The following is a 20,939-nucleotide window of genomic DNA, read 5'->3' as shown; positions in this document are numbered from 1 at the left end:
TCGCGGCTTAGCCTGCCGAGGGAGCAGTGTCGCTCCGCATCCACGTCTTGAGGTTTCCGTCATGAGTGTTCCCCGTCGCCGACTCGTCGCTCTTTTGCTGGCTGTGGCCCTGGCGCTCGTCCCCAACGTGGTGGGCGTGGCGCTGGCAGGCCCCGCCGCGGCGGCAACCACCGTCGCGGCTCCCCTCCCGAACAAGACCTACGTGCTCTCGTCCTACTACGGGCCGCGGTGCATGCCGGTCAAGGGTGCCTCGACGTCCCACGCCGGCCAGGACATGGGTGCTGCGTCGGGGACGGACGTGCGGGCGGTGGCCGCAGGGACGGTGACACGCGCAGGCGCGATCGCCGGGTTCGGGCAGTGGGTGGTGATCGACCACACGGTCGACGGCGTGAAGTTCTCCTCGGTCTACGGTCACGTGATCGACGGCGACTCCCGGGTCCGCGTGGGCCAGAAGGTCTCCAAGGGCCAGCACATCGCGGACGTCGGTAGCTCGGGGACGTCGACCGCACCGCACCTGCACCTCGAGATCTGGAAGGGGCGGTATGGGAGCGGCGGTACGGTCACCGACCCGCTGCCGTTCCTCAAGGCGCGCGGGATCGACCTGACGACCCTGTCGTCGCGCAACTACGCGCGGACGGTTCCGTCGTCGTGCACGTACTACACGACGACGAAGGTGAACTTCCGGACCGGACCGAGCACCGCGTACGCCGTCATCGCGACGCTGGGGACGAACACCCGGCTGACCGCGAAGCCGGGCGACGGATCCGGGTCCTGGCGCAAGGTCACGGCGAACGGTCGGACCGGGTGGATCCACAAGGACTACGTGTCTCCCTCCGAGACGCCGATCGGGACGCGGTACGTGCGGATCTCGTCGTTGAACTTTCGGGCGGGGCCGAGCACGTCCTCGGCGATCATCGGGTCGTTGAGCAAGAACACGTCGGTCGCCCTGCTCGGCACGGTGAGCGACGGCTGGGTCAAGGTACGAGCCGCAGGAAAGACCGGCTACGTGTATGCCACCTACCTGTCGACGTCGACGTCGATCACGGGGTCGCCGTACCGCTTCGTCGCCGTCGACAACCTCAACTTCCGGGCGGGTCCGTCCACGTCGACGGCGGTGCTCGCGCGGCTCGCCGAGAACACGACCGTCCGGCTCGTCGAGGCGCCGGGGAGCGGCTCGTGGGTCAAGGTGACCGCCGGTGGGAAGACCGGCTACCTCTACCGGAACTACCTCCGACGAAGCCCTGAGTACGCGTACGTCACCCTCGACCAGATGCCGATGCGCTCGGGCCCGTCGACCCGGTACTCACCGGTGATCACCCTGCCGTACGCGAAGGCGGTGCGGCCGATCGGCACGGCGTCGAACGGCTGGATCAGGGCCGAGGCCTCGGGGAAGTCGGGGTATCTCTACACCAAGTACCTGTCGTCGTCACGGCCGTAGCGACGTCGTGCGCGAACGCCAGGTCATTCGGCTGCCGCGCCGACCGCCTCGTCGATCGGCGGGCTGACGAGCCGGGCGACCACCGCGAGCGCCGCCAGGACGACGAGCACCACGACGAGCCCGACGCCGACGTTCGCCCCGAGCGCGATCGCGACGTATCCGGACAGCGCCGCGAGCGCCGCCCCGACGGCGTAGGGGATCTGCGTCAGGACGTGCGTGATCACGTGACAGCTCGCCCCGGTGGACGACAGGATCGTGGTGTCCGAGATCGGGGAGGCGTGGTCGCCGAGCACCGCGCCGGCGAGGACGGCGCCGAGGGCCGGGATGAGCAGGTCGGGCTCGCCGACGGTGTTCATGATCCCGCCGACCAGGGGCAGGAGCAGGGCGAACGAGCCCCAGGACGTCCCGGTGGCGAAGGCCATCACGGCGGCGATCACGAACGTGAGGGGGACGAGCCAGCCGGCGCCGACCGAGGAGTCCTCGACGAGCCCGCCGAGGTACTCGCCGGTGCCGAGCTGTTCGATCAGGCCGGTGAGCATCCAGGCGGAGACGAGGATGCCGACGGCGGGGGCCATGGACCGGATGCCCTCGGCCCAGCCCCGCCCGAACTCTCCGCCGGAGAACGACGGGTTGGGTCGGGTGTACCGCACGAAGTAGAAGATCGAGGCTCCGAGCCCGAGGATCCCGCCGACCATCAGGGCGGCGGTGGTGTCGGTCTCGGCCAGGATGTCGACCGCCGACCAGGAGCCAGAGGCCGTGTGGCCCGTCCAGACGATGCCGCCGATCACGCCGACCACCAGCAGCAGGAACGGCACGACGAGCGCGCGCTTGGCCCCGGGCCGGTGGACCGGCAGGTCCTCGGAGAGCTCGCCGGGGATCTCGGCGGACTCGGCGAACGGCCGTCCCTCGGTGACGGCCCGCTCCTCCTCGCGCCGCATGGGCGGCAGGTCGATGCGGAACACGATGACGATCCAGACCGTCAGGGCCGCCGCGATCGCGTAGTAGTTCGACGCCGCGGCGCCGAGGAACGCCTGGACGCTCGACATGGTCAGGGTCGAGGCGGCGATGATCGGGGCGAGGAGCCCCATGATGTACGCACCCCAGCTGGAGAACGGTGCGAGCACGGCGACCGGGGCCGACGTCGAGTCGATGATGTAGGCGAGCTTGGCCCGCGAGACGTTGTGCCGGTCCGTCACCGGCTTGGACACCTGTCCGACGGCGAGCGCGTTGAAGTAGTCGTCGATGAAGATGACGATGCCCATGATCGCGGGCAGGAACTGTGCCCCGCGCCGGGTGTGGATGCGCTTGACGGCCCAGTCCGCGAACGCCGTCGTGCCGCCCGACATCATGATGAACGCGGCGATGACGCCGAGCATCAGGACGAACGCGAGGATGTACACGTACCAGGTGTTGACGGCGCCGTCGGCCCAGAAGATCGCGGCGAACGACTCCCAGATCAGCCGCAGCGTCTCCAGGACGTTCCCGTCGGCGACGAGGAACGCCGCCGTGACCACGCCTGCGCCGAGGCTGACGAGGACCTTCTTGGTGAGCACGACCAGGACGATCGCCACCACGGGGGGCAGCAGCGTCAGGACGGGGTAGGACTCGATCATGGCGCACCTTCGGCTGGGGTGAGGACGACGCTAGAGGGCGCTGGCACACCCGGCATCACGAAGCAGGTCAGTCGAGGTACTCCTCGACGAGCCGGGCCGCGATCCCGGTGTACGCACCGGGGGTGAGTGCCTGCAGGCGCGCGGTGACGTCGTCGGGCAGCCCGAGGCCCCCGACGAACTCCCGCATCTCGGCGCCGGTCAGACGGTGCCCGCGGGTGAGGTCCTTGAGGCGCTCGTACGGGTTCTCCATGCCCGGGACGCCCGCGACGGAGGCCGCGCGCATCGCCGACTGGATCGGCTCGCCGAGCACCTCCCAGTTGGCGTCGAGGTCCTCGGCGAGCAGGGCCTCGTTGACCGCGAGCGCCGTCAGGCCGCGCGAGACGTTGTCGATCGCGAGCTGGGAGTGCCCGAACGCGGGGCCGATGTTGCGCTGCGTGGTCGAGTCGGTGAGGTCGCGCTGCAGGCGGCTGGTGACGAGCGTCGCGGCGAGGGTGTCGAGCAGCGAGCAGCTGATCTCGAGGTTGGCCTCGGCGTTCTCGAACCGGATCGGGTTGACCTTGTGCGGCATGGTCGACGAACCGGTGGCGCCCGCGACGGGGATCTGCGTGAAGAACCCGAGGGAGATGTAGGTCCACACGTCGGTGGCGAGGTTGTGCAGGATCCGGTTGAAGCGCGCGACGTCGGAGTAGACCTCTGCCTGCCAGTCGTGGGACTCGATCTGGGTGGTCAGCGGGTTCCACGTCAGGCCGAGGCCCTCGACGAACGCCCGCGAGACCGCGGGCCAGTCCACGCCCGGGACGGCGACGACGTGGGCGCCGTAGGTCCCGGTCGCGCCGTTGAGCTTGCCCAGGTACTCGGCGCCGGCGATCCGGCGCAGCTGGCGGCGCAGGCGGTGCGCGAGGACGGCCAGCTCCTTGCCGATGGTCGACGGCGTCGCGGGCTGGCCGTGCGTGCGGCTGAGCAGCGGGACGGCGGCGTGCTCGCGCCCCATGTCCGCGACCTGGTCGGCGAGCGCCGTGGCGGCGGGCAGCCAGACGTTCACGACGGCGCCCCGGACCATCAGCGCATAGCTGAGGTTGTTGACGTCCTCGCTCGTGCAGGCGAAGTGGACGAGCTCGCCCACCCCGGGCAGCACCGTCTCGCCGAGGGCGTCGGGCGCGGCGACCAGGCGGCGCTTGATGAAGTACTCGACGGCCTTGACGTCGTGCACCGTCGTGCGCTCGATCTCCTTGAGCTCGGCGATCCCGTCGGCGTCGAAGTCCGTGACGATCGCACGCAGGTAAGCGCGCTCGGCGTCGCTCAGCCCGGGAGCGCCGGGGACGACGGGCCCGTCCGTGACGCCCTCGACGCCGTCGCACAGCGTGATCAGCCACTCGACCTCGACGTGCAGGCGCTCGCGGTTGAGCGCGGCCTCGCTGAGGTGGTCCACGAGAGGCGCGACGGCGCCGCGATAGCGGCCGTCGAGCGGCCCCAGGGCGATCGCGGGGGAGACGTCGGCGAGGGACGTGCGGGCGGTCGGTGTCTGCGCAGTGTTGTCGGCCACGGCGCCGATTCTCCCACGACGGCGCGGTCCTTCGGCAGTCCGTCTGCCGGACGTGGTGCCGGGGTGGGCCGCGGACGGCGTCGGTTACGTTGGAGCGGTGGTAGACGCCGGAAGACCAGGGTTCGTTCAGGTACGAGGCGCGACGGAGAACAACCTGCGCGGCGTGGACGTGGACGTCCCGCGTGACGCGCTCGTCGCGTTCACGGGGGTCTCGGGCTCCGGCAAGTCGTCGCTGGCGTTCGGCACGCTGTACGCGGAGGCGCAGCGTCGGTACTTCGAGTCGGTCGCGCCGTACGCCCGCCGTCTGCTGCAGCAGGTCGGTGCCCCGCACGTCACCGAGATCACGGGGCTGCCGCCCGCGGTCGCTCTCCAGCAGCGGCGCGGGGCGCCGAGCTCGCGCTCGACCGTCGGCACCATCACGACGCTCTCGAACCTCGTGCGGATGCTCTACTCCCGTGCCGGCACGTACCCCGCGGGGGCGGTACGTCTGGGCGCCGAGGCGTTCTCGCCCAACACCGCCGTCGGGGCCTGTCCCCGGTGCGACGGGCTGGGCACGGTGCACGACGTCACGGTCGACCTGATGGTCCCGGACCCGACCCTGAGCATCCGTGAGGGGGCCGTCGCGGCGTGGCCCGGAGCCTGGCAGGGGTCGAACCTGCGACGCGTCCTGACGGGCCTGGGCGTCGACGTCGACGTGCCGTGGCACACCCTGAGCCCCGAGGACCGTGAGTGGATCCTGTTCACCGAGGAGCAGCCGACGGTCTTCGTCGAGTCGAAGAACGACCGGCTCGACCGCGGGTACAAGGGGAGGTTCACGAGCGCTCGCAGGCACGTCATGCACGTGCTGACGGACTCGAAGAGCCAGACGATGCGCGACAAGGCGCTCCGGTTCACCGAGAGCGCGGCGTGCACCGCCTGTGGCGGGAGCGGTCTGCGGGCCGACGCGCTGGACGTGACGGTCGCGGGTCGGACGATCGCCGCCGTCAACGCGATGGCCCTCTCCGAGGTCGCCGACGTCCTGCGCCCGCTTGCCGAGCAGACCGCCGTCACCTCGGGTGTCTCCGCGGCGTCGTCCGGCGAGACGACCGAGGTGGCCGTCCGGATCTCGGCCGACCTGCTCGCGCGGATCGACGTGCTGCTCGGCCTCGGGCTCGGGTACCTGAGCCTCGGTCGGCGCTCGACCACCCTCTCGCCGGGGGAGGCGCAGCGACTCAGGATCGCCACGCAGCTGAGGTCCGGTCTCTTCGGCGTCGTCTACGTCCTCGACGAGCCGTCCGCCGGCCTGCACCCCGCCGACGCCGCGCCGCTCCTCGACGTCCTGGACCGGCTCAAGGCGTCCGGCAACTCCCTCTTCGTCGTCGAGCACGACATGGACGTGGTGCGCCGGGCCGACTGGGTCGTCGACATCGGCCCGGGCGCGGGGGCCGGTGGCGGGCGCGTCCTCTACAGCGGCCCGGTGGCGGGTCTGGAGCAGGTCGAGGAGTCGCTCACCGGCCGGCACCTGTTCGGGCGTGCGGAGGCACCCGCGCGTGAGCCGCGGAGGCCCGACGACTGGCTCCGGCTCACCGGTGTCTCGCGGCACAACCTGCACGACCTGTCGGTCGACGTACCGCTTGGCGTCCTGACCGCGGTCACGGGCGTCTCCGGCTCCGGGAAGTCGACGCTGGTCAGCCAGGTGCTCGCCGAGGTCGTGCGTCGTGCCCTCGGTGCGAGCCTGCAGGACGACGAGGACTCGCTCGAGGTGCAGGTCGCGGACGTCGGCGGGCTGGAGGCGTTCAGCCGCCTGGTCCGTGTCGACCAGCGTCCCATCGGGCGTACCCCGCGCTCGACCCTCGCCACGTACACGGGGATGTTCGACGTCGTCCGCCGCCTCTTCGCGGACACCGACGAGGCGAGGGCGCGCGGCTGGGCGCCCGGCCGGTTCTCCTTCAACGTCGAGGCCGGGCGGTGCCCCACGTGCCAGGGCGAGGGGTTCGTCGAGGTCGAGCTGCTCTTCCTGCCCGGCACCTACGGCCCGTGCCCCACCTGCGACGGCGCCCGCTACAACGCCCAGACGCTGGAGGTGTCGTGGAACGGCAAGAACGTCGCCGAGGTCCTCGCCCTCTCGGTGGACGACGCCGCGGAGTTCTTCGCCGGCGTTCCCGGAGCCGCGCGCAGCCTCCAGACCCTCCGGGACGTGGGTCTCGGATACCTGCGTCTGGGACAGCCCGCCACGGAGCTCAGCGGCGGGGGAGGCACAGCGCATCAAGATAGCCACCGAGCTGCAGCGCGCCCGGCGCGGCCACACGCTCTACCTCCTCGACGAGCCGACCTCCGGGTTGCACCCGGCCGACGTCGACCTCCTGATGCGCCAGCTCCACGCGCTCGTCGACGCCGGCAACACCGTCGTGGTGGTCGAGCACGACCTCGACGCGATCGCCTCGGCCGACCGCGTGATCGACCTCGGTCCCGGGGGCGGCGACCACGGGGGCTCGGTGGTCGCGACGGGGACGCCTGCGCAGGTCGCCGCCGATCCCCGCAGCGTCACCGGGCCGTACCTCGCCGCGCGCCGACCGACGCGCACCTGACCGGCGCTCGTCGGGATCCTCGGGCGCTCCCTCCGTCCACAGCCACCCCGCCGCGGGACGTGTCCACCGACCCGTGACCCGGGGGCGTCGGGCGGGCGACGGAGGTCCTAGCGTCGGCGGGCATGGACGACTTCTCGGGGGCCGCGGCCCCCTCCGCGGCACTGGCCGCCGTCGCGCTCGGCCTCGCCGACGTCGCATCGAGTCTCGACGGCGTCGGTGGCGCCGGCGGCTGGGAGGGGCGGTCGGGCACGGCGTGCCGTGACGAGACGACGGCGCTCGCGGCCCGGGCGCGAGCGCTCGCCGCCGCCGTCGACGCGCTGGCCGCCCGGGCACGGGGCCTGGAGGTCGGGTGAGCGACCTGCTCGTCGACACGTGCCGCATCCGTTCCGACGCCGACCGTGTGCGAGACCTGGCGGCGACGGTCGACGGCATGGTCGCGCCGCTCGTCACCGCCGCCGTGAGCCTCCGGTCGACGCCGTGGGGCGGGCTGGGCGCCTGGGACGAACCCTTCCTCGCCGTCCGCGCCGCCCAGGTTGCCGGTGAGGTCGAGGCCGCGACGGGCCTGGTGCGACTCCTCGCGGGTGACCTCGCCGCGTTGGCGGGTGACGCCGACGCGGCTGCCGGCGAGTTCGAGGCCGCCGACGCCGGGCTCGCGGTCGACCTGCGCTCGGTGATGGTCTGGACGGCGCCCGTGCACGAGCCGTTCGTCGGCAGCCTGGCGCTCACCGTCGCCGGTCCGCACGTCCCGGGGCTGCCGGGCGGGCTCGCCGCGCTCTTCGGCGCGGGCGGCTCGGTCGGTGGCGCCGTCGGTTCGGTCGCGGACTCGCTCGCACGCCTGACCGGGCTCCGCCGCCGCGCCTACGCGGACGACCCTCGGGTCGAGGTCGTCGAGCGTGACGTGCTGCCGGCGCCCCGCACGGCCGTGGAGGCGCTGCACGGTGTCCAGCGGGTCTCGGAGGAGCAGCACGGTGCGTCGCTGGTCGCGGTCCAGGAGCTGCGCGCGGCCGGCGGGTCGTCGCGGTGGCTCGTCTCGGTGCCCGGCACCAACACGTACTCCGCGTCCACCTTCGGGTGGCACCAGAACTTCGAGCTCATGTCGGCCGACGCGGCGGAGCGAGAGTCAGCCGACAGTGTGGTCGTGATCCGTGAGGCGATGGATCGTGCCGGGGTCGGCCCGCAGGACGACGTGATGCTCGTCGGGCACTCCCAGGGAGGGCTCGCGGCCGCCGTCGTCGCGGCGTCCGACCCGCGCGTGACGCGGCTGGTGACCGCGGGGTCGCCGGTGGCCGGGCACCGGCTCCCGGAGCGGGTGCGGTCCCTCCACGTCGAGGTGCCGGGCGAGATCGTCACCGCGCTGGACGGGAGACGGAACCCGGCGACCCCGGGGCGGGTGACGGTGGGTGGCGCCGCCGACCTGACGGTGGGTGCGGCGTCGGACGTCATTCCCCACGGCGTCGGGTATCACGCGGCAGCGCTCGAGGCGGCCCTGGCCGACAGGCGGCGGGACGACGAGACGAGCGCCGCGCTCAGGACGGTCGACGCCGAGATCGAGGACTTCCTCGACGCCGAACTCGTGGGCCAGGCCGTGATCGAGAGCCGACTTGTCCCGGAGCAGCATCCCGTCGAGCCCACGGACGAACCACGCGACCCGCCACGGGAGCCGGGGACGGCTCCGTGACGGGTCGCGGGAGGAACGGGGTCAGCGGCTCTGGTCGCCCGGGACCACGGCGTTGATGACCGCGTTGACGACGGCGAGGATCAGCGCGATCCACACGGCCCACCAGAACCCGCCCTCGAGCCGGATTCCCCACTGCGTCGCCTCGGTGATCCAGGCCGTCAGCATCAGCATCAGGGCGTTGATCACGAGGTGGAAGAGCCCGAGCGTGAGGATGTACAGCGGGATCGAGATGAACTGCAGGAGCGGCTTGACGATCGAGTTGACCAGGGTGAACAGCAGGGAGACGGCGAGCAGGATCACGATGGTGGCGCCTGCCGAGTCGCCGCCGACGATGAAGAGGTGGTCGTCGAGGACCAGGCTCGTCAGCCACAGCGCGAGCGCCGTGACGAGGACGCGGACGATGAAGTTCATGCGCCCATCAAACCAGAGCGGTCTGTGCGCGTGGTCGGGATCCGGCCCGTGCGTGGCATCCTGATCGGGTGAGTTCACCCCGTGTGCCCGTGCGCCCTGCCATCGACGCCCTGCCCGCCTACGTCCCCGGGGCGCGTGTCCCCGCGGGGGCGGCGGCGTTCAAGCTGACCTCCAACGAGAACCCGTACCCGCCGCTGCCGTCCGTGCTGATGGCGATCAGCGACGCGGCGGCGGACGTCAACCGGTACCCGGACATGTTCGCGCTGGACCTGCTGGACGCGGTCGCCGAGCACGTCGGCGGCGGGGTCACGGCGGAGAACGTCGTCGTCGGCAACGGGTCCGTCGCGGTCCTGCAGCACGTGCTGGCCGCCGTCGTCTCCGAGGGGGACGAGGTGGTGATGCCGTGGCGGTCGTTCGAGGCGTACCCGATCGTGGTGCCCGTCGTGGGCGGCGTCTCCGTCCAGGTGCCGGTGACGGCCACCGGACGGCTCGACCTGCCGGCGATGGCTGCGGCGATCACCCCGCGCACACGCGCCGTCCTGGTGTGCAGCCCCAACAACCCGACCGGCCCGGTGGTCCGTCAGGCCGAGTTCGACGCGTTCATGGCCCAGGTCCCGTCCGACGTCCTCGTCGTGCTCGACGAGGCGTACGTGGAGTTCGTCCGCGACCCCGAGGTCGCCGACGGTCCGGCGGCCTACGCGGCGCACGCGAACGTGGTCCTCGTCCGGACGTTCTCCAAGGCGTACGGGCTCGCGGGGCTGCGGGTCGGCTACGCCGTCGCGCGTCCGCGGCTGGCGCGGGCGATCCGCTCGGCGTCGACGCCGTTCGGCGTGAACCACCTGGCGCAGCACGCCGCGGTGGCCTCGCTCAACGCCCAGGACGAGCTGCTCGAGCGTGTCGAGGCGGTCGTCTCCGAGCGCACGCGGATGGTCGAGGCGCTGCGGGACCAGGGCTGGGAGCTGCCGGACGCCCAGGGCAACTTCGTCTGGTTCGAGTTCGGCGAGCGCACGGTCGAGTACGCCGCGGAGGCGACCTCCGCGGGTGTGCTCGTGCGCCCGTTCGCGGGCGAGGGCATCCGCGTGAGCGTCGGCGAGCCCGTGGCGAACGACCTGCTCGTGGCCGTCGCAGCACGCTGGCGGGAGGGTCTGCCGCTCGGGTGAGCGGATCGGTGCGACCCGCGGCACACTTGGAGGAAACCTCCAACGACCTCCGGGTGATGTTGGGCACCGACAGACCTGTCACGCTCGCGAACCCGTAGCCTACGCTGGCGTAGCCTACGGAACCGTAGGTGCGCCGACCGAGGGGCCGTCGCACGCGCAGGAGCACGAGGGAGACCGACGTGGACCAGCATTCGGCATTCGAGCCCGACGCGGCCGAGGAGGACGACCTCGTCCGTCTCGTGACGCGGGACGGGGCTCGCACCGACACGCACCCGGAGTACGCGGCACGCGTGGCGCACCTCGACACCGATGCGTTGCGCGACATGTACAAGGACATGTCGCTGGTCCGGCGGTTCGACGTGGAGGCAACCTCGCTCCAGCGCCAGGGCGAGCTCGGGCTCTACCCTCAGTCGCTCGGCCAGGAGGGTGTGCAGATCGGCGCCGCGCACGCGCTCGCGACGCAGGACTACGTCTTCCCCTCGTACCGCGAGCACGGCATCGCGCACGTCCGCGGCGTGCGGATGTCGAACCTCCTGCGGCAGTTTCGCGGTATCGATCACGGCGGATGGGACGTACAGGAGCACAACTTCCACCTGTACACGCTGGTGATCGGCTCGCACGCCCTGCATGCCACCGGCTACGCGATGGGCGTGCAGCGCGACGGGCTCGTCGGGACCGGCGACAGCACCCGCGACACGGCGGTCGTCGCGTGCTTCGGGGACGGCGCGACGTCGCAAGGAGACATCAACGAGGCGCTCGTCTTTGCGGCAGTGAACAACGCGCCGGTCGTGTTCCTCTGCCAGAACAACCAGTGGGCGATCTCGGAGCCCACCGCCCGCCAGACCCGCGTGCCGCTCTACCAGCGCGGTCTCGGCTTCGGGATCCCGAGCGTGCGGGTGGACGGCAACGACGCCCTCGCCAGCCACGCGGTGATGTCGGAGGCGCTCGAGCGTGCCCGGTCCGGAGGGGGGCCGACCTTCGTCGAGGCCTACACGTACCGGATGGGTGCGCACACGACGTCGGACGACCCCACCCGGTACCGCTCCCGGGCGCAGGAGGGCTACTGGCGCGAGCGGGACCCGATCGACCGTGTCAGGCTGCTGCTGGAGCGTGAGGGCGGCTGGGACGACGCGTTCGCCGCGGCCGTCACCGCTGCCGGCGACGAGCTCGGCGAGACCCTGCGGGCGGACGTGCGGGCGATGGAGGCCCCGGCGCCGGAGTCGATGTTCGACCACGCGTACGCCAGCGAGAACGCGGTCGTGACGGCCGAGCGGGAGTGGCACGCGCAGTACGAGGCGTCGTTCGAGGAGGCAGCCCGATGAGCACGACGAGGATGACGCTCGGCAAGGCGGTCAACGAGGCGCTGCGGGCCTCGTTGGAGACCGACCCGCAGGTGATGCTGATGGGTGAGGACATCGGTGCGCTCGGCGGGGTGTTCCGCGTGACCGACGGCCTGCAGAAGGACTTCGGCGAGACGCGCGTGGTGGACTCGCCGCTCGCGGAGTCGGGGATCGTCGGCACGGCGATCGGGCTCGCGATGCGCGGGTACCGCCCGGTCTGCGAGATCCAGTTCGACGGGTTCGTCTTCCCGGCGTACGACCAGATCACGACGCAGCTGGCGAAGATCCACAACCGGTCCGCCGGGCGCATCACCATGCCCGTCGTCATCCGGATCCCGTTCGGTGGCGGCATCGGAGCGATCGAGCACCACTCGGAGAGCCCCGAGGCGTTGTTCGCCCACACCGCCGGGCTGCGCGTCGTCTCGCCGTCCACGCCGCAGGACGCGTACACGATGATGCGGGAGGCCATCGCGTCGCCCGACCCGGTGCTGTTCTTCGAGCCGAAGGCGCGGTACTGGGACAAGGGCGAGGTCGACCTGTCGCTGACGGACGCCGCCATGCTGGACTCCGCGCGGGTCGCCCGGTCGGGCACCGACGCCACGCTCGTGACGTACGGACCGGCCACGCACGTCACGCTCAAGGCGGCCGAGGCCGCCGCGGCGGAGGGGCGCAACCTGGAGGTCGTGGACCTGCGGACGGTCTCGCCGCTCGACGTCCGGACGGTGGTCGAGAGCGTCCGCCGGACCGGTCGGTGCGTCGTCGTGCACGAGGCGTCGTCGTACTTCGGCGCGGGGGCCGAGGTCGCCGCCCAGGTGAGCGAGCAGTGCTTCTACCACCTCGAGGCGCCCGTTCTCCGCGTGGCGGGCTTCCACACGCCCTATCCGGTCGCGAAGATCGAGCACGACCACCTTCCGAGCGTCGACCGCATCCTGGATGCTGTCGAGCGAACCCTCGCGTTCTGACGCGGCGACGACCAGGAGCAGCCCGTGCCCACCTACGAGACCTTCCTCCTGCCCGACGCCGGCGAGGGCCTGACCGAGGCCGAGATCGTGCAGTGGCACGTCGCCGTGGGCGACGACGTCACGGTCAACGACATCATCCTCGAGATCGAGACCGCCAAGTCGCTGGTCGACCTGCCGACACCCTGGACGGGGCGTGTGCACGAGGTGCTGGTCGCCGAGGGCACCACCGTCGACGTCGGCGCCCCGATCATCGTGATCGACACCGACCCGGACGGCGAGGCCCCGGCAGAACCGTCCGCCCCTGCGGCTGCAGAGCCGGTGTCGGGGGCCTCTTCAGCACCGTCGGCCGACGTCGCGGCGTCGGGTGGGCAGGAGTCGTCCGGGAGTGGCGCCGTGCTCGTCGGGTACGGCACGGCAGCCGTCTCAGGTCGTCGCACCCGGCGTGGCGCGGGCTCCGCGGCCCAGACCGTCCAGCAGAAGGCCGAGCCCGCGCCGTCGGCCGAGCCCGCGAGCGCGACGGCCTCGTCCTCGCACCCGCGCACCCTCGCGAAGCCGCCGGTGCGCAAGCTCGCCAAGGATCTCGGGATCGACCTGACCACGGTGCACCCGACCGGTCCGGGCGGGATCGTCACCCGCGAGGACCTGGTGGCGCATCACGAGCGCACCGAGGCGCAGCACCTCGCGGCCTACGACGACGAGCCGTGGGCTGACGCCGCGGGCGTCACCCAGGACGGGCGGCAGACGCGCGTGCCGGTGCGGTCGGTGCGCAAGCGGACGGCGGAGGCGATGGTGCACAGCGCGTTCACTGCGCCGCACGTGACCGTGTTCGCCACCGTCGACGTCACCAAGACGATGAAGCTGGTGCGGCGACTGCGTGAGGACCGTGAGTTCGCGGACGTGCGGATCACCCCGCTGCTGCTTGCCGCCAAGGCGCTGCTGATCTCGGTCGACCGGCACCCCGAGGTGAACGCGAGCTGGGACGAGGGCGCGCAGGAGATCGTCTACAAGCACTACGTGAACCTGGGGATCGCGGCGGCGACGCCGCGCGGTCTCGTGGTGCCGAACATCAAGGACGCGCACGCGATGGATCTCAAGGAGCTCGCGACCGGGCTCGGGGAGCTCACCGCGACGGCGCGGTCCGGCAGGACGACGCCCGCGGCGATGCAGGACGGGACCATCACGATCACGAACGTCGGGGTCTTCGGCATCGACACGGGGACGCCGATCCTCAACCCGGGCGAGGCGGCGATCCTCGCGTTCGGCGCGATCCGCGAGCAGCCGTGGGTGCACAAGGGGAAGATCAAGAAGCGCTGGGTCACCCAGCTCGCACTGAGCATGGACCACCGGCTCGTCGACGGGGAGCTGGGCTCCCGGGTGCTGGCCGACGTCGCGCGCGTGCTGGAGGACCCGGCGCAGGCGCTCGTCTGGAGCTGAGCGTCCGCACCGGGTCCTCCGGTCGGGTCGTGCTGCGACGCGCGGGTCAGAGCGTGCCGCTCCAGGCGTACTTCTCCGACGCGGGGTCGATCGGCGTCTGCGCGAGGTGGTTGGTGTAGTTCGACATCACCTTCTGCGCGATGCCGAGGACGACCTCGAGCACCTGGCGGCGGGTGTAGCCGGCGTCCAGGAAGGTCTGGACGGTGGCGTCGTCGACCTCACCGCGCTCGCGCACCATCGCGAGCGTGAAGGTGCGCAGTGCCTCGAGGTGATCGGTGGGCAGCGGCGTGCCGTCACGCAGGGCGTCGGTGATCGCGTCGTCGACCTTCATCGACTTGGCGATGCCGGTGTGTGCTGGGACGCAGTAGTGGCACGAGTGCTCGACGTTGACGGTCTGCCAAACGACGGTGAGCTCGTCCTTGTCGAAGCTGGTGTCGAGGAAGAGCCGGTGAGCGTCCTGGTAGGCCTCGAGGAGGCCGGGGGCTTCCGCCATCGTCGCGTGCAGGCCGGGGATCATCCCCATCTGCCTCTTGGACCTGGCGAGCAGGGGCTTGGACTCCTCGGGGGCGGTGGACTCGTCGTGCATCGTGAAGTCGGTCATCGGTGCTCCTCTCGGTGTCGGGCCCGCGGGGCGGACCCGTCGTGCGTTCGTTCTATACCGAACGTTACTAAACTCGGACGGAGTTTGCTACCGCTGAGTTACAAACAGCGCTGTTCCGCGTAGGATCGGGGGATGAGCACGTCAGCGAAGGCTCCGATCGGGCGCCCGAGACTCTTCGACGAGGAGACCGTCCTCGCGTCGCTGACCGCGCTCTTCTGGCGCCAGGGCTACTCGCAGACCTCGATCTCCGACATCGTCGAGGCGAGCGGAGTCCACAAGCCCAGCCTCTACCGCACGTTCGGGAGCAAGGAAGAGCTCTTCGCCAAGGTGCTGCGGCGGTACCTCGCCGAGCGGATGGCGATGTTCGGGACGCTCGTCGCCGAGGCGGGCCCCGGGATCGAGGGGGTCCATCGCTTCCTCGACCTGTTCGAGGTCGACGCCGTCTCCGAGCAGGGTCGCGACGGCTGCCTGATGGTGATGGCCTCCAACGAGCTGCGCGGGAGGCTGCCGGGATACGACTTCTCGGTCGACTACCGCGAGCAGATGCGCGAGCAGATCCAGGCCCTGGTCCGCCAGGGCTGCCCCGAGGCCGAGGAGGACGTCGTAACGGCCCGCACGGACCTGCTCACCACGTACCTGCTCGGTCTGCACGTGGTGATGCGCGCCGGGGCCGAGCCCGCCGAGATCCACCGTTACCTCCACGCGATGCACGTCGCCGTCGACGACTGGCGTTCGCGGTAGGTTCGTGGGCATGACGACCAGCCCGCGCAACCCCGCCGTCCTCGTCGGCTGCTCCCACGGCACGGACAGTCCGGACGGGCAGGCGGCCGTCACCGCCCTGCTCGACGACGTGCGCGCCCGCCGCCCGGACCTGGACGTGCGCGAGACGTATGTCGACGTCCAGCACCCGCAGCTGCCCGACGTCCTCGCCGGGGTCGTCGAACCCGGCGCACCCGGCGCGGTGGGGGACCCGACGGCGGAGCCGCAGGACGCCGTCGTCGTCCCGCTGCTGCTCTCCGCGGGCTTCCACGTCTACGTCGACGTCACCGAGGCCGTCGCGGATCACGACGCGGCGACGGCGGACGCGGTGCGCACGGGCGCGCTGGGCCCCGACCCCCGGCTCGTCGAGATCCTTCGGGCGCGCCTGGCGTCGGTCGGACTGCTGCCCGGCGACGCCGTGGTGCTGGGTGCGGCCGGGTCGTCCGACGCGCGCGCGGTCGAGGCGGTCGAGGAGGTGGCGGAGGGTCTGCGCGCACGGCTCGAGGTGCCCGTGACGATCGGGTACGGGTCCAAGGCGACGCCGACGGTCCCGGAGGCGGTCGCCGCCGCTCGTGAGGCCGGGGCGACACGCGTCGTGATCGCCGCCTACCTGCTCGCTCCCGGGGTGTTCCTGGACAAGCTCGCCGACGCCGGGGCGGACGTGGTCACGGACGCCCTCGCCCCGGACCCGCTGCTGACCGACATCGTGCTGGACCGCTACGCCGACGGCGTGGCTGCGCTCGGCGCGTAGTCTCCGGGCGGTCCGTCTCCCGGCCCGCCGTCGAGGTCCGGTCCCGGCCCGGCCGCGGCCCGCGGCGCCAGCACGAACGCCGCCGCCGCACAGGCGGACGCGAGGGCGAAGACGACGACGAACCCCCAGGTCCCGGCGTCGCGGAGCATCCACACGGCGGCGCCGACGACGGCGAGCGCCGGCGCTGCGACGACCGCGCTGCCGGTCTGGAGCGCGGACGCGGCCGCCCCCTGCCTCCCCGGCTCCGCGAGATCGAGCACGAGCACCGAGAGGGTCGGACTCGTCAGCCCCATGCCGATGCCCGTGACGGCCCAGGCGGCCATCCCGACGGCCGACGGCACGGCCGGGATCGTCAGGGTCGCCGCCCCGCCGATCCCGATCACGAGGGCCAGGGAACCCGCGCGCAGGAACCCGACCGCCTCCACGTCGAACGGGTTGCGCCCGCGGAACCAGGAGGCCGACGACCAGCCGACGGCGGCGAACGTCAGGGCGAGCCCGGCCGTGGCGGCGCTGAGGCCGTGGTGGGTGACCAGGAGCAGGGGCAGGACGGACTCGGCGGTCAGGAACGCGGTACTGGTCAGCGCGTTGATCCCGACGGCGGTCGGGATCCCGCGTGCGGCGCGGAACGTCCCGGCGGGCAGGATCGCGGCGACCGTCAGGAGCACGGCGGCCGCACCGACGGCGCCGAGCACCACGGCGCCGGCGCCGCTCGACCCCGCGGCGAGGTGCAGCGCCCCGACCCCGCAGGCCGCCACGACCGCGAGCACCACGCGGCGCCGGTCCTCCGGGTCCACCGGGCCGGGCGTGCCCGTGGGGCCGCCGTCCCGGCGCAGGGACGGCGCGACCATGAGGACGGCCGGGACGAGGACGACCGCGACGCCCCAGTAAACCCACCGCCATCCGGCGTGCTCCACGATCAGGCCCGCGACGGCCGGCCCGACGAGCGCAGGGACCACCCAGGCCGCGGAGAACCAGGCGAAGACCCGGGGTCGTTCGGCGTGGTCGTAGGTCCGGGCGACGACCACGTAGACGGCCACGATGTAGGCCCCGCTGCCCAGCCCCTGCAGCACGCGCCCGGCGAGGAAGGCGCCGATGGTCGGTGCGGAGCCGGCGACGAGGAGCCCGGCGGCGAAGAGACCGACACCGCCGAGGAGCACCACGGCCGGCCCCCTGCGGTCGGTCAGCGGACCGGCGGCGACCATGCTGACGACGCTCGCCGCGATCGTCGCGGCGAAGGTCAGGCCGTAGAAGCGCAGCCCGTCCAGGTCGGCGGCGACGGCGGGCATCGCCGTGGCCACGGCGAGCGTCTCGAACGCGCCCAGGGCGACGATCGTGACGAGGCCGACGAGCGTCGTCGCGCGGCCGCGGGAGGTCAGGGAGGGCATGCCGAGAAGTCTGTAACCTCAAGTGTGGTTGAGGTCAACCGTCGTCGGGAGGAGCGGAAAGAATGAGCGAAGGGCTGAGCGTCTCGGAGATGTCCGCCCGCAGCGGCGTGACCGTCTCCGCCCTGCACTTCTACGAGCGGGAGGGCCTGATCCGGGCCGCGCGCACCCCGGGCAACCAGCGCCGGTACGCGCGCGACCAGCTCCGCCGGGTCGCGTTCATCCGCATGTCGCAGCGCGTCGGCCTCCCGCTCGCCCGGATCCGCGAGGCCCTCGGGACACTGCCCGTCGACCGCACACCCTCGACCGCCGACTGGCGGCGGCTCTCGGCCGCGTGGCGCGCCGAGCTCGACGCGCGGATCGCCGTCCTGCACGAGCTCCGCGACGACCTCGACGGCTGCATCGGCTGCGGCTGCCTCTCCGTGAGCCGCTGCGCGCTCGTCAACCCCGACGACGCACGGGCGGCCGAAGGGCCGGGCCCGCGCGCCGTCGTCGACGCGATCGACGCCGCCGGACGTGACACGTCCCTCACTCCGGGGCGACCCGACGGTGCCACCGAGGCCCCGGTGCCGCCTACGCTGGTGCGGTGACCCCGACCGCCACCCGCAGCGAACCGCGCGGCGCCGCGCCCACCGGCCCGCGCACCGCGGACCCGCTGATCACCCCCGGCACCCCGTGGTGGCTGGTCGCCGCCGGACCGGCCGCCGTCGTCGTCGCCGTCGCCGCCACCCTGCTCGCGGGGATCTGGACCAGTGCGTACGACGCCGTGATCGTCGACCCGGGCACCGTCACCCGGTACCTGCTGCCCGTGAGCGTCGTCCTCACCGAGCTGTCCGCGTCCGTCGCCATCGGGTCCCTCACCCTCGGCGCGTTCGTCCTGCGCCCCGGAGCGCCCCTGCGGCGCGGACTCAACCTCGCCGGGGCCGCAGCCGGCGTCTGGGCGGTGCTCGCCGTCGTCCAGACCGTGCTGCGCTACGCCGCGGTCTCCGGCACCCAGATCGGCTCCGACGAGTTCGGGCCCGAGTTCGGGCTCTTCCTCACCGACATCGCGCTCGGCCGGGTCTACCTGACGATCATCGCGGTCGCGGCCCTCACGTCCGCGCTGGCGCTCGCCGTGCGCACCGCGAACGGCGCCCTCGTCGTCGGGCTCGTCGCCCTCGTGGCGCTCGCGGTCCAGTCGAGCACCGGCCACGCCGCCGGCGCCGCGAACCACGAGATCGCCATCTCCGCGTTCTTCCTGCACCTCGTCGGTGCCGCGATCTGGATCGGGGGGCTCGCGGGCCTCGTCGCCGGACGGATCCGTGGTTCGGTCGGCCGGTCGGACTTCGCGACGGCGGTCGACCGCTACTCCTCGATCGCGCTCTGGTGCTACACCGCCGTCGTGGTGTCGGGGGTCGTCGCCGCGCTGATCCGCGTGCAGAGCCTCGGTGACCTGGCGACCCCGTACGGGCAGCTTCTCATCGTCAAGGTGCTCCTCGCCGTCGCGCTGGGCGCCATCGGCTACGCCCATCGCGAGGTCGTCGTCCGCAAGCTGCGGGCCCTGGCCGAGGTGGCACCGCGCCGCCGTCGTGCCACGGGCAAGGGCGTGGCCGAGGGCGGCGCCGCCCGCCCGTCCCGGGAGGCCGAGCGTGCCGTCACGCGGCTCTTCTGGCGGATGGCGTCCGTCGAGCTGCTCATCATGGGGGCGGTCTCCGGCGTCGCCGTCGCGCTCGGCTCCTCCGCGCCCCCCGTGCCGGAGGACGTCGTCGAGGACCCGTCGCCCGCGTGGCTCCTGACGGGCCACGAGCTGCCGCCCGAGCCGACGCTCGGGCAGTGGGTCTTCGGGTTCGAGCCGGACCTGATCTGGTTGTTCGTCGTCGGCGCCGGCCTGAGCGTCTACCTGCGGTGGGTGTGGCGCCTCCGACGCCGCGGCGACAGCTGGCCGGCGACCCGCACCGTCTCGTGGTGCCTCGGCATGCTGGTGTTCCTCTGGAGCACCAACGGCGGTGCCGCCCAGTACGGCCACATCATGTTCAGCTCGCACATGATCCAGCACATGACGCTGGCGATGATCGTGCCGATCTTCCTGGTGCTGGCCGCGCCCGTCACGCTCCTGCTGCGGGCGGTCCCCGGCCGGGACGACGGCACGAAGGGCCCGCGGGAGTGGGTGCTCGGCCTCGTGAACTCCCGGTTCGGGCACTTCATGGCCAACCCGCTCGTCGCCGCCGTGAACTTCGGCGGCTCGATGATCGTCTTCTACTTCACGCCGCTGTTCGGGTTCGCGATGGAGAACTACATCGGCCACCTCCTGATGGTCGTGCACTTCACCCTCGCCGGGTACCTGTTCGTCAACGCCCTGATCGGCATCGACCCCGGCCCCCAGCGGCTCGCGTACCCCCAGCGGTTGCTGCTCCTGATCGCCACCATGGCGTTCCACGCCTTCTTCGGCGTCACCCTGATGATGAGCGAGTCCCTCCTCGCGGCCGACTGGTTCGGCCTCATGGGGCGTCCGTGGGGACTGAGCGCCATCGAGGACCAGCAGCGCGGCGGCGGGATCGCGTGGGGGATCGGTGAGATCCCGACGCTCGCGCTCGCCGTCGCCGTCGCGGTCTCGTGGCACCGGTCCGACGAGCGCGAGGCCGCACGACGCGACCGCAAGGTGGCGCGCGAGGGCGACATCGAGATGGACGAGTACAACGCCATGCTCGCCCAGCTGAAGGACCGCGACGACCGCATGTCCTGATCCGCCCCGCGGTCGGGCGCGCTGCCGCCGTCGGTCAGTCGGCCGAGACGACCCAGGCGCCGTCGGTCTCCCCGGGCGTGACCGTCATGGTCGGGCTGCCCGGCGTCAGCACGTCCGGCCCGCCGTCGCCCGCGCACAGGTCGGCCTCGTCCCGCGGCACGTCGACCACGTCCGTCACGGTGCTCCCGTTGACGAGCAGCAGCCACCCGGTGTCCTCGTCACCGAGGTCCGGCAGGTCACCGTCGACCGACTCCACCTCGAGCGCGGCGGCGATCGCCTCCTCGTCGGTGCCCGGGCACGCGACGACGACGCGCTGCCAGTCGTCGTGCAGCACCGGGACGAGGTCCAGGGTGCCGCTGCCCTCCCCGGCGGTGTCCACGGCGTCGAGAAACTCCGACTGCAGGCTCACCGCGGGCGTCGACCCGCAGCCCGCCAGGACGAGGGCGGCGAGGAGCGCGCCGCAGGTTCCGAGTGAACGACCGTGTGCCATCTGTCCAGTATGCGCCCCCGTATCGGGTGCGGCCCAGGGGCGACCGGGCCGGCGGGACGAACTCGTACACCGCGCCCAGGCGTCTCAC

At 72.3% G+C, this 20,939-nt stretch carries 17 protein-coding genes and 1 pseudogene; 12 read left to right on the top strand and 6 right to left on the bottom strand.

The window, feature by feature from the left end; genetic code table 11:
- The first annotated feature begins 61 nt into the window (after positions 1-61).
- Complete coding sequence (locus BLU20_RS00555; protein ID WP_083371174.1) at positions 62-1,438, top strand: SH3 domain-containing protein; 1,377 nt, start codon at positions 62-64, stop codon at positions 1,436-1,438.
- A 23-nt stretch (positions 1,439-1,461) separates the two neighbouring features.
- On the opposite strand, the gene BLU20_RS00550 is transcribed toward BLU20_RS00555, so the two are convergent.
- Together BLU20_RS00550 and purB are read right to left on the bottom strand one after the other, a co-directional pair.
- Positions 1,462-3,051, bottom strand: coding sequence for a Na+/H+ antiporter NhaC family protein (locus BLU20_RS00550; RefSeq protein ID WP_083371173.1), 1,590 nt, complete (start codon positions 3,049-3,051; stop codon positions 1,462-1,464).
- Between the two features lie 67 nt (positions 3,052-3,118).
- Positions 3,119-4,594 carry an adenylosuccinate lyase gene (gene purB, locus BLU20_RS00545; protein ID WP_083371172.1) on the bottom strand — a complete coding sequence of 492 codons (1,476 nt, stop codon included), beginning with the start codon at positions 4,592-4,594 and terminating at the stop codon, positions 3,119-3,121.
- Between the two features lie 97 nt (positions 4,595-4,691).
- On the opposite strand from purB, the pseudogene uvrA reads away from it, so the two are divergent.
- From uvrA to BLU20_RS00530, 3 genes and pseudogenes are all read left to right on the top strand, one after another.
- A pseudogene (uvrA, locus tag BLU20_RS00540) lies at positions 4,692-7,161 on the top strand (excinuclease ABC subunit UvrA).
- 122 nt (positions 7,162-7,283) lie between these two features.
- The gene (locus BLU20_RS00535) at positions 7,284-7,514 is read left to right on the top strand and encodes a hypothetical protein (protein ID WP_083371171.1); all 231 of its coding nucleotides are present in this window, start codon (positions 7,284-7,286) and stop codon (positions 7,512-7,514) included.
- Positions 7,511-8,839, top strand: coding sequence for a hypothetical protein (locus BLU20_RS00530; protein ID WP_083371170.1), 1,329 nt, complete (start codon positions 7,511-7,513; stop codon positions 8,837-8,839). The genes BLU20_RS00535 and BLU20_RS00530 overlap by 4 nt, the downstream gene beginning before the upstream one ends.
- A gap of 21 nt (positions 8,840-8,860) precedes the next feature.
- Here the strand turns inward: BLU20_RS00530 and BLU20_RS00525 are convergent, their stop codons facing one another.
- The gene (locus BLU20_RS00525) at positions 8,861-9,250 is read right to left on the bottom strand and encodes a phage holin family protein (protein WP_083371169.1); all 390 of its coding nucleotides are present in this window, start codon (positions 9,248-9,250) and stop codon (positions 8,861-8,863) included.
- A gap of 68 nt (positions 9,251-9,318) precedes the next feature.
- Here BLU20_RS00525 and hisC point away from each other — a divergent pair, with 68 nt between their 5' ends.
- From hisC to BLU20_RS00505, 4 genes are all read left to right on the top strand, one after another.
- Positions 9,319-10,410 carry a histidinol-phosphate transaminase gene (gene hisC / locus BLU20_RS00520; RefSeq protein WP_083371168.1) on the top strand — a complete coding sequence of 364 codons (1,092 nt, stop codon included), beginning with the start codon at positions 9,319-9,321 and terminating at the stop codon, positions 10,408-10,410.
- Positions 10,411-10,589: 179 nt separating this feature from the next.
- On the top strand, positions 10,590-11,732 hold the full coding sequence (pdhA, locus tag BLU20_RS00515; protein WP_172828962.1) for a pyruvate dehydrogenase (acetyl-transferring) E1 component subunit alpha: 1,143 nt from the start codon (positions 10,590-10,592) through the stop codon (positions 11,730-11,732).
- Positions 11,729-12,712, top strand: coding sequence for an alpha-ketoacid dehydrogenase subunit beta (locus BLU20_RS00510; protein ID WP_029251828.1), 984 nt, complete (start codon positions 11,729-11,731; stop codon positions 12,710-12,712). Before pdhA ends, BLU20_RS00510 begins: the two co-directional genes overlap by 4 nt.
- A gap of 24 nt (positions 12,713-12,736) precedes the next feature.
- Positions 12,737-14,146, top strand: a complete 1,410-nt coding sequence (locus BLU20_RS00505; RefSeq protein WP_083371166.1) for a dihydrolipoamide acetyltransferase family protein — start codon at positions 12,737-12,739, stop codon at positions 14,144-14,146.
- 46 nt (positions 14,147-14,192) lie between these two features.
- Here the strand turns inward: BLU20_RS00505 and BLU20_RS00500 are convergent, their stop codons facing one another.
- On the bottom strand, positions 14,193-14,747 hold the full coding sequence (locus BLU20_RS00500) for a carboxymuconolactone decarboxylase family protein (RefSeq protein WP_083371165.1): 555 nt from the start codon (positions 14,745-14,747) through the stop codon (positions 14,193-14,195).
- A 132-nt stretch (positions 14,748-14,879) separates the two neighbouring features.
- Here BLU20_RS00500 and BLU20_RS00495 point away from each other — a divergent pair, with 132 nt between their 5' ends.
- Together BLU20_RS00495 and BLU20_RS00490 are read left to right on the top strand one after the other, a co-directional pair.
- Positions 14,880-15,488: a TetR/AcrR family transcriptional regulator gene (locus BLU20_RS00495; RefSeq protein WP_083371164.1), complete on the top strand. Its 609-nt coding sequence runs from the start codon at positions 14,880-14,882 to the stop codon at positions 15,486-15,488.
- A 10-nt stretch (positions 15,489-15,498) separates the two neighbouring features.
- A complete protein-coding gene (locus BLU20_RS00490) occupies positions 15,499-16,257 on the top strand; it encodes a sirohydrochlorin chelatase (RefSeq protein ID WP_029251832.1) in 759 nt (252 codons plus the stop codon).
- Here the strand turns inward: BLU20_RS00490 and BLU20_RS00485 are convergent.
- Positions 16,224-17,642, bottom strand: coding sequence for an MFS transporter (locus BLU20_RS00485; RefSeq protein WP_083371163.1), 1,419 nt, complete (start codon positions 17,640-17,642; stop codon positions 16,224-16,226). The two genes, BLU20_RS00490 and BLU20_RS00485, sit on opposite strands and share 34 nt — an antisense overlap.
- A 62-nt stretch (positions 17,643-17,704) precedes the next feature.
- Here BLU20_RS00485 and soxR point away from each other — a divergent pair, with 62 nt between their 5' ends.
- A complete protein-coding gene (soxR, locus tag BLU20_RS00480) occupies positions 17,705-18,229 on the top strand; it encodes a redox-sensitive transcriptional activator SoxR (RefSeq protein ID WP_083371162.1) in 525 nt (174 codons plus the stop codon).
- Positions 18,226-20,361 (top strand): cytochrome c oxidase assembly protein, encoded by a 2,136-nt coding sequence (locus BLU20_RS00475; protein ID WP_083371161.1) that lies wholly within the window; start codon positions 18,226-18,228, stop codon positions 20,359-20,361. The genes soxR and BLU20_RS00475 overlap by 4 nt, the downstream gene beginning before the upstream one ends.
- Positions 20,362-20,395: 34 nt before the next feature.
- Here the strand turns inward: BLU20_RS00475 and BLU20_RS00470 are convergent, their stop codons facing one another.
- A complete protein-coding gene (locus BLU20_RS00470) occupies positions 20,396-20,851 on the bottom strand; it encodes a hypothetical protein (protein ID WP_083371160.1) in 456 nt (151 codons plus the stop codon).
- Between the last annotated feature and the right edge of the window lie 88 nt (positions 20,852-20,939).

Origin of the sequence: Paraoerskovia marina, from assembly GCF_900105445.1 — a bacterium.
Lineage (GTDB): Bacteria > Actinomycetota > Actinomycetes > Actinomycetales > Cellulomonadaceae > Paraoerskovia > Paraoerskovia marina.
The sequence above is the reverse complement of the archived record's forward strand: the minus strand, read 5'-3'. Positions and strand labels throughout refer to the sequence as shown.

Coding starts and splice junctions, on each gene's coding strand:
- BLU20_RS00555 (WP_083371174.1), top strand. CDS start 62: ATGAGTGTTCCCCGTCGCCGACTCGTCGCTCTTTTGCTGGCTGTGGCC.
- BLU20_RS00550 (WP_083371173.1), bottom strand. CDS start 3,051: ATGATCGAGTCCTACCCCGTCCTGACGCTGCTGCCCCCCGTGGTGGCG.
- BLU20_RS00535 (WP_083371171.1), top strand. CDS start 7,284: ATGGACGACTTCTCGGGGGCCGCGGCCCCCTCCGCGGCACTGGCCGCC.
- BLU20_RS00525 (WP_083371169.1), bottom strand. CDS start 9,250: ATGAACTTCATCGTCCGCGTCCTCGTCACGGCGCTCGCGCTGTGGCTG.
- BLU20_RS00510 (WP_029251828.1), top strand. CDS start 11,729: ATGAGCACGACGAGGATGACGCTCGGCAAGGCGGTCAACGAGGCGCTG.
- BLU20_RS00500 (WP_083371165.1), bottom strand. CDS start 14,747: ATGACCGACTTCACGATGCACGACGAGTCCACCGCCCCCGAGGAGTCC.
- BLU20_RS00495 (WP_083371164.1), top strand. CDS start 14,880: ATGAGCACGTCAGCGAAGGCTCCGATCGGGCGCCCGAGACTCTTCGAC.
- BLU20_RS00490 (WP_029251832.1), top strand. CDS start 15,499: ATGACGACCAGCCCGCGCAACCCCGCCGTCCTCGTCGGCTGCTCCCAC.
- BLU20_RS00485 (WP_083371163.1), bottom strand. CDS start 17,642: ATGCCCTCCCTGACCTCCCGCGGCCGCGCGACGACGCTCGTCGGCCTC.
- soxR (WP_083371162.1), top strand. CDS start 17,705: ATGAGCGAAGGGCTGAGCGTCTCGGAGATGTCCGCCCGCAGCGGCGTG.
- BLU20_RS00470 (WP_083371160.1), bottom strand. CDS start 20,851: ATGGCACACGGTCGTTCACTCGGAACCTGCGGCGCGCTCCTCGCCGCC.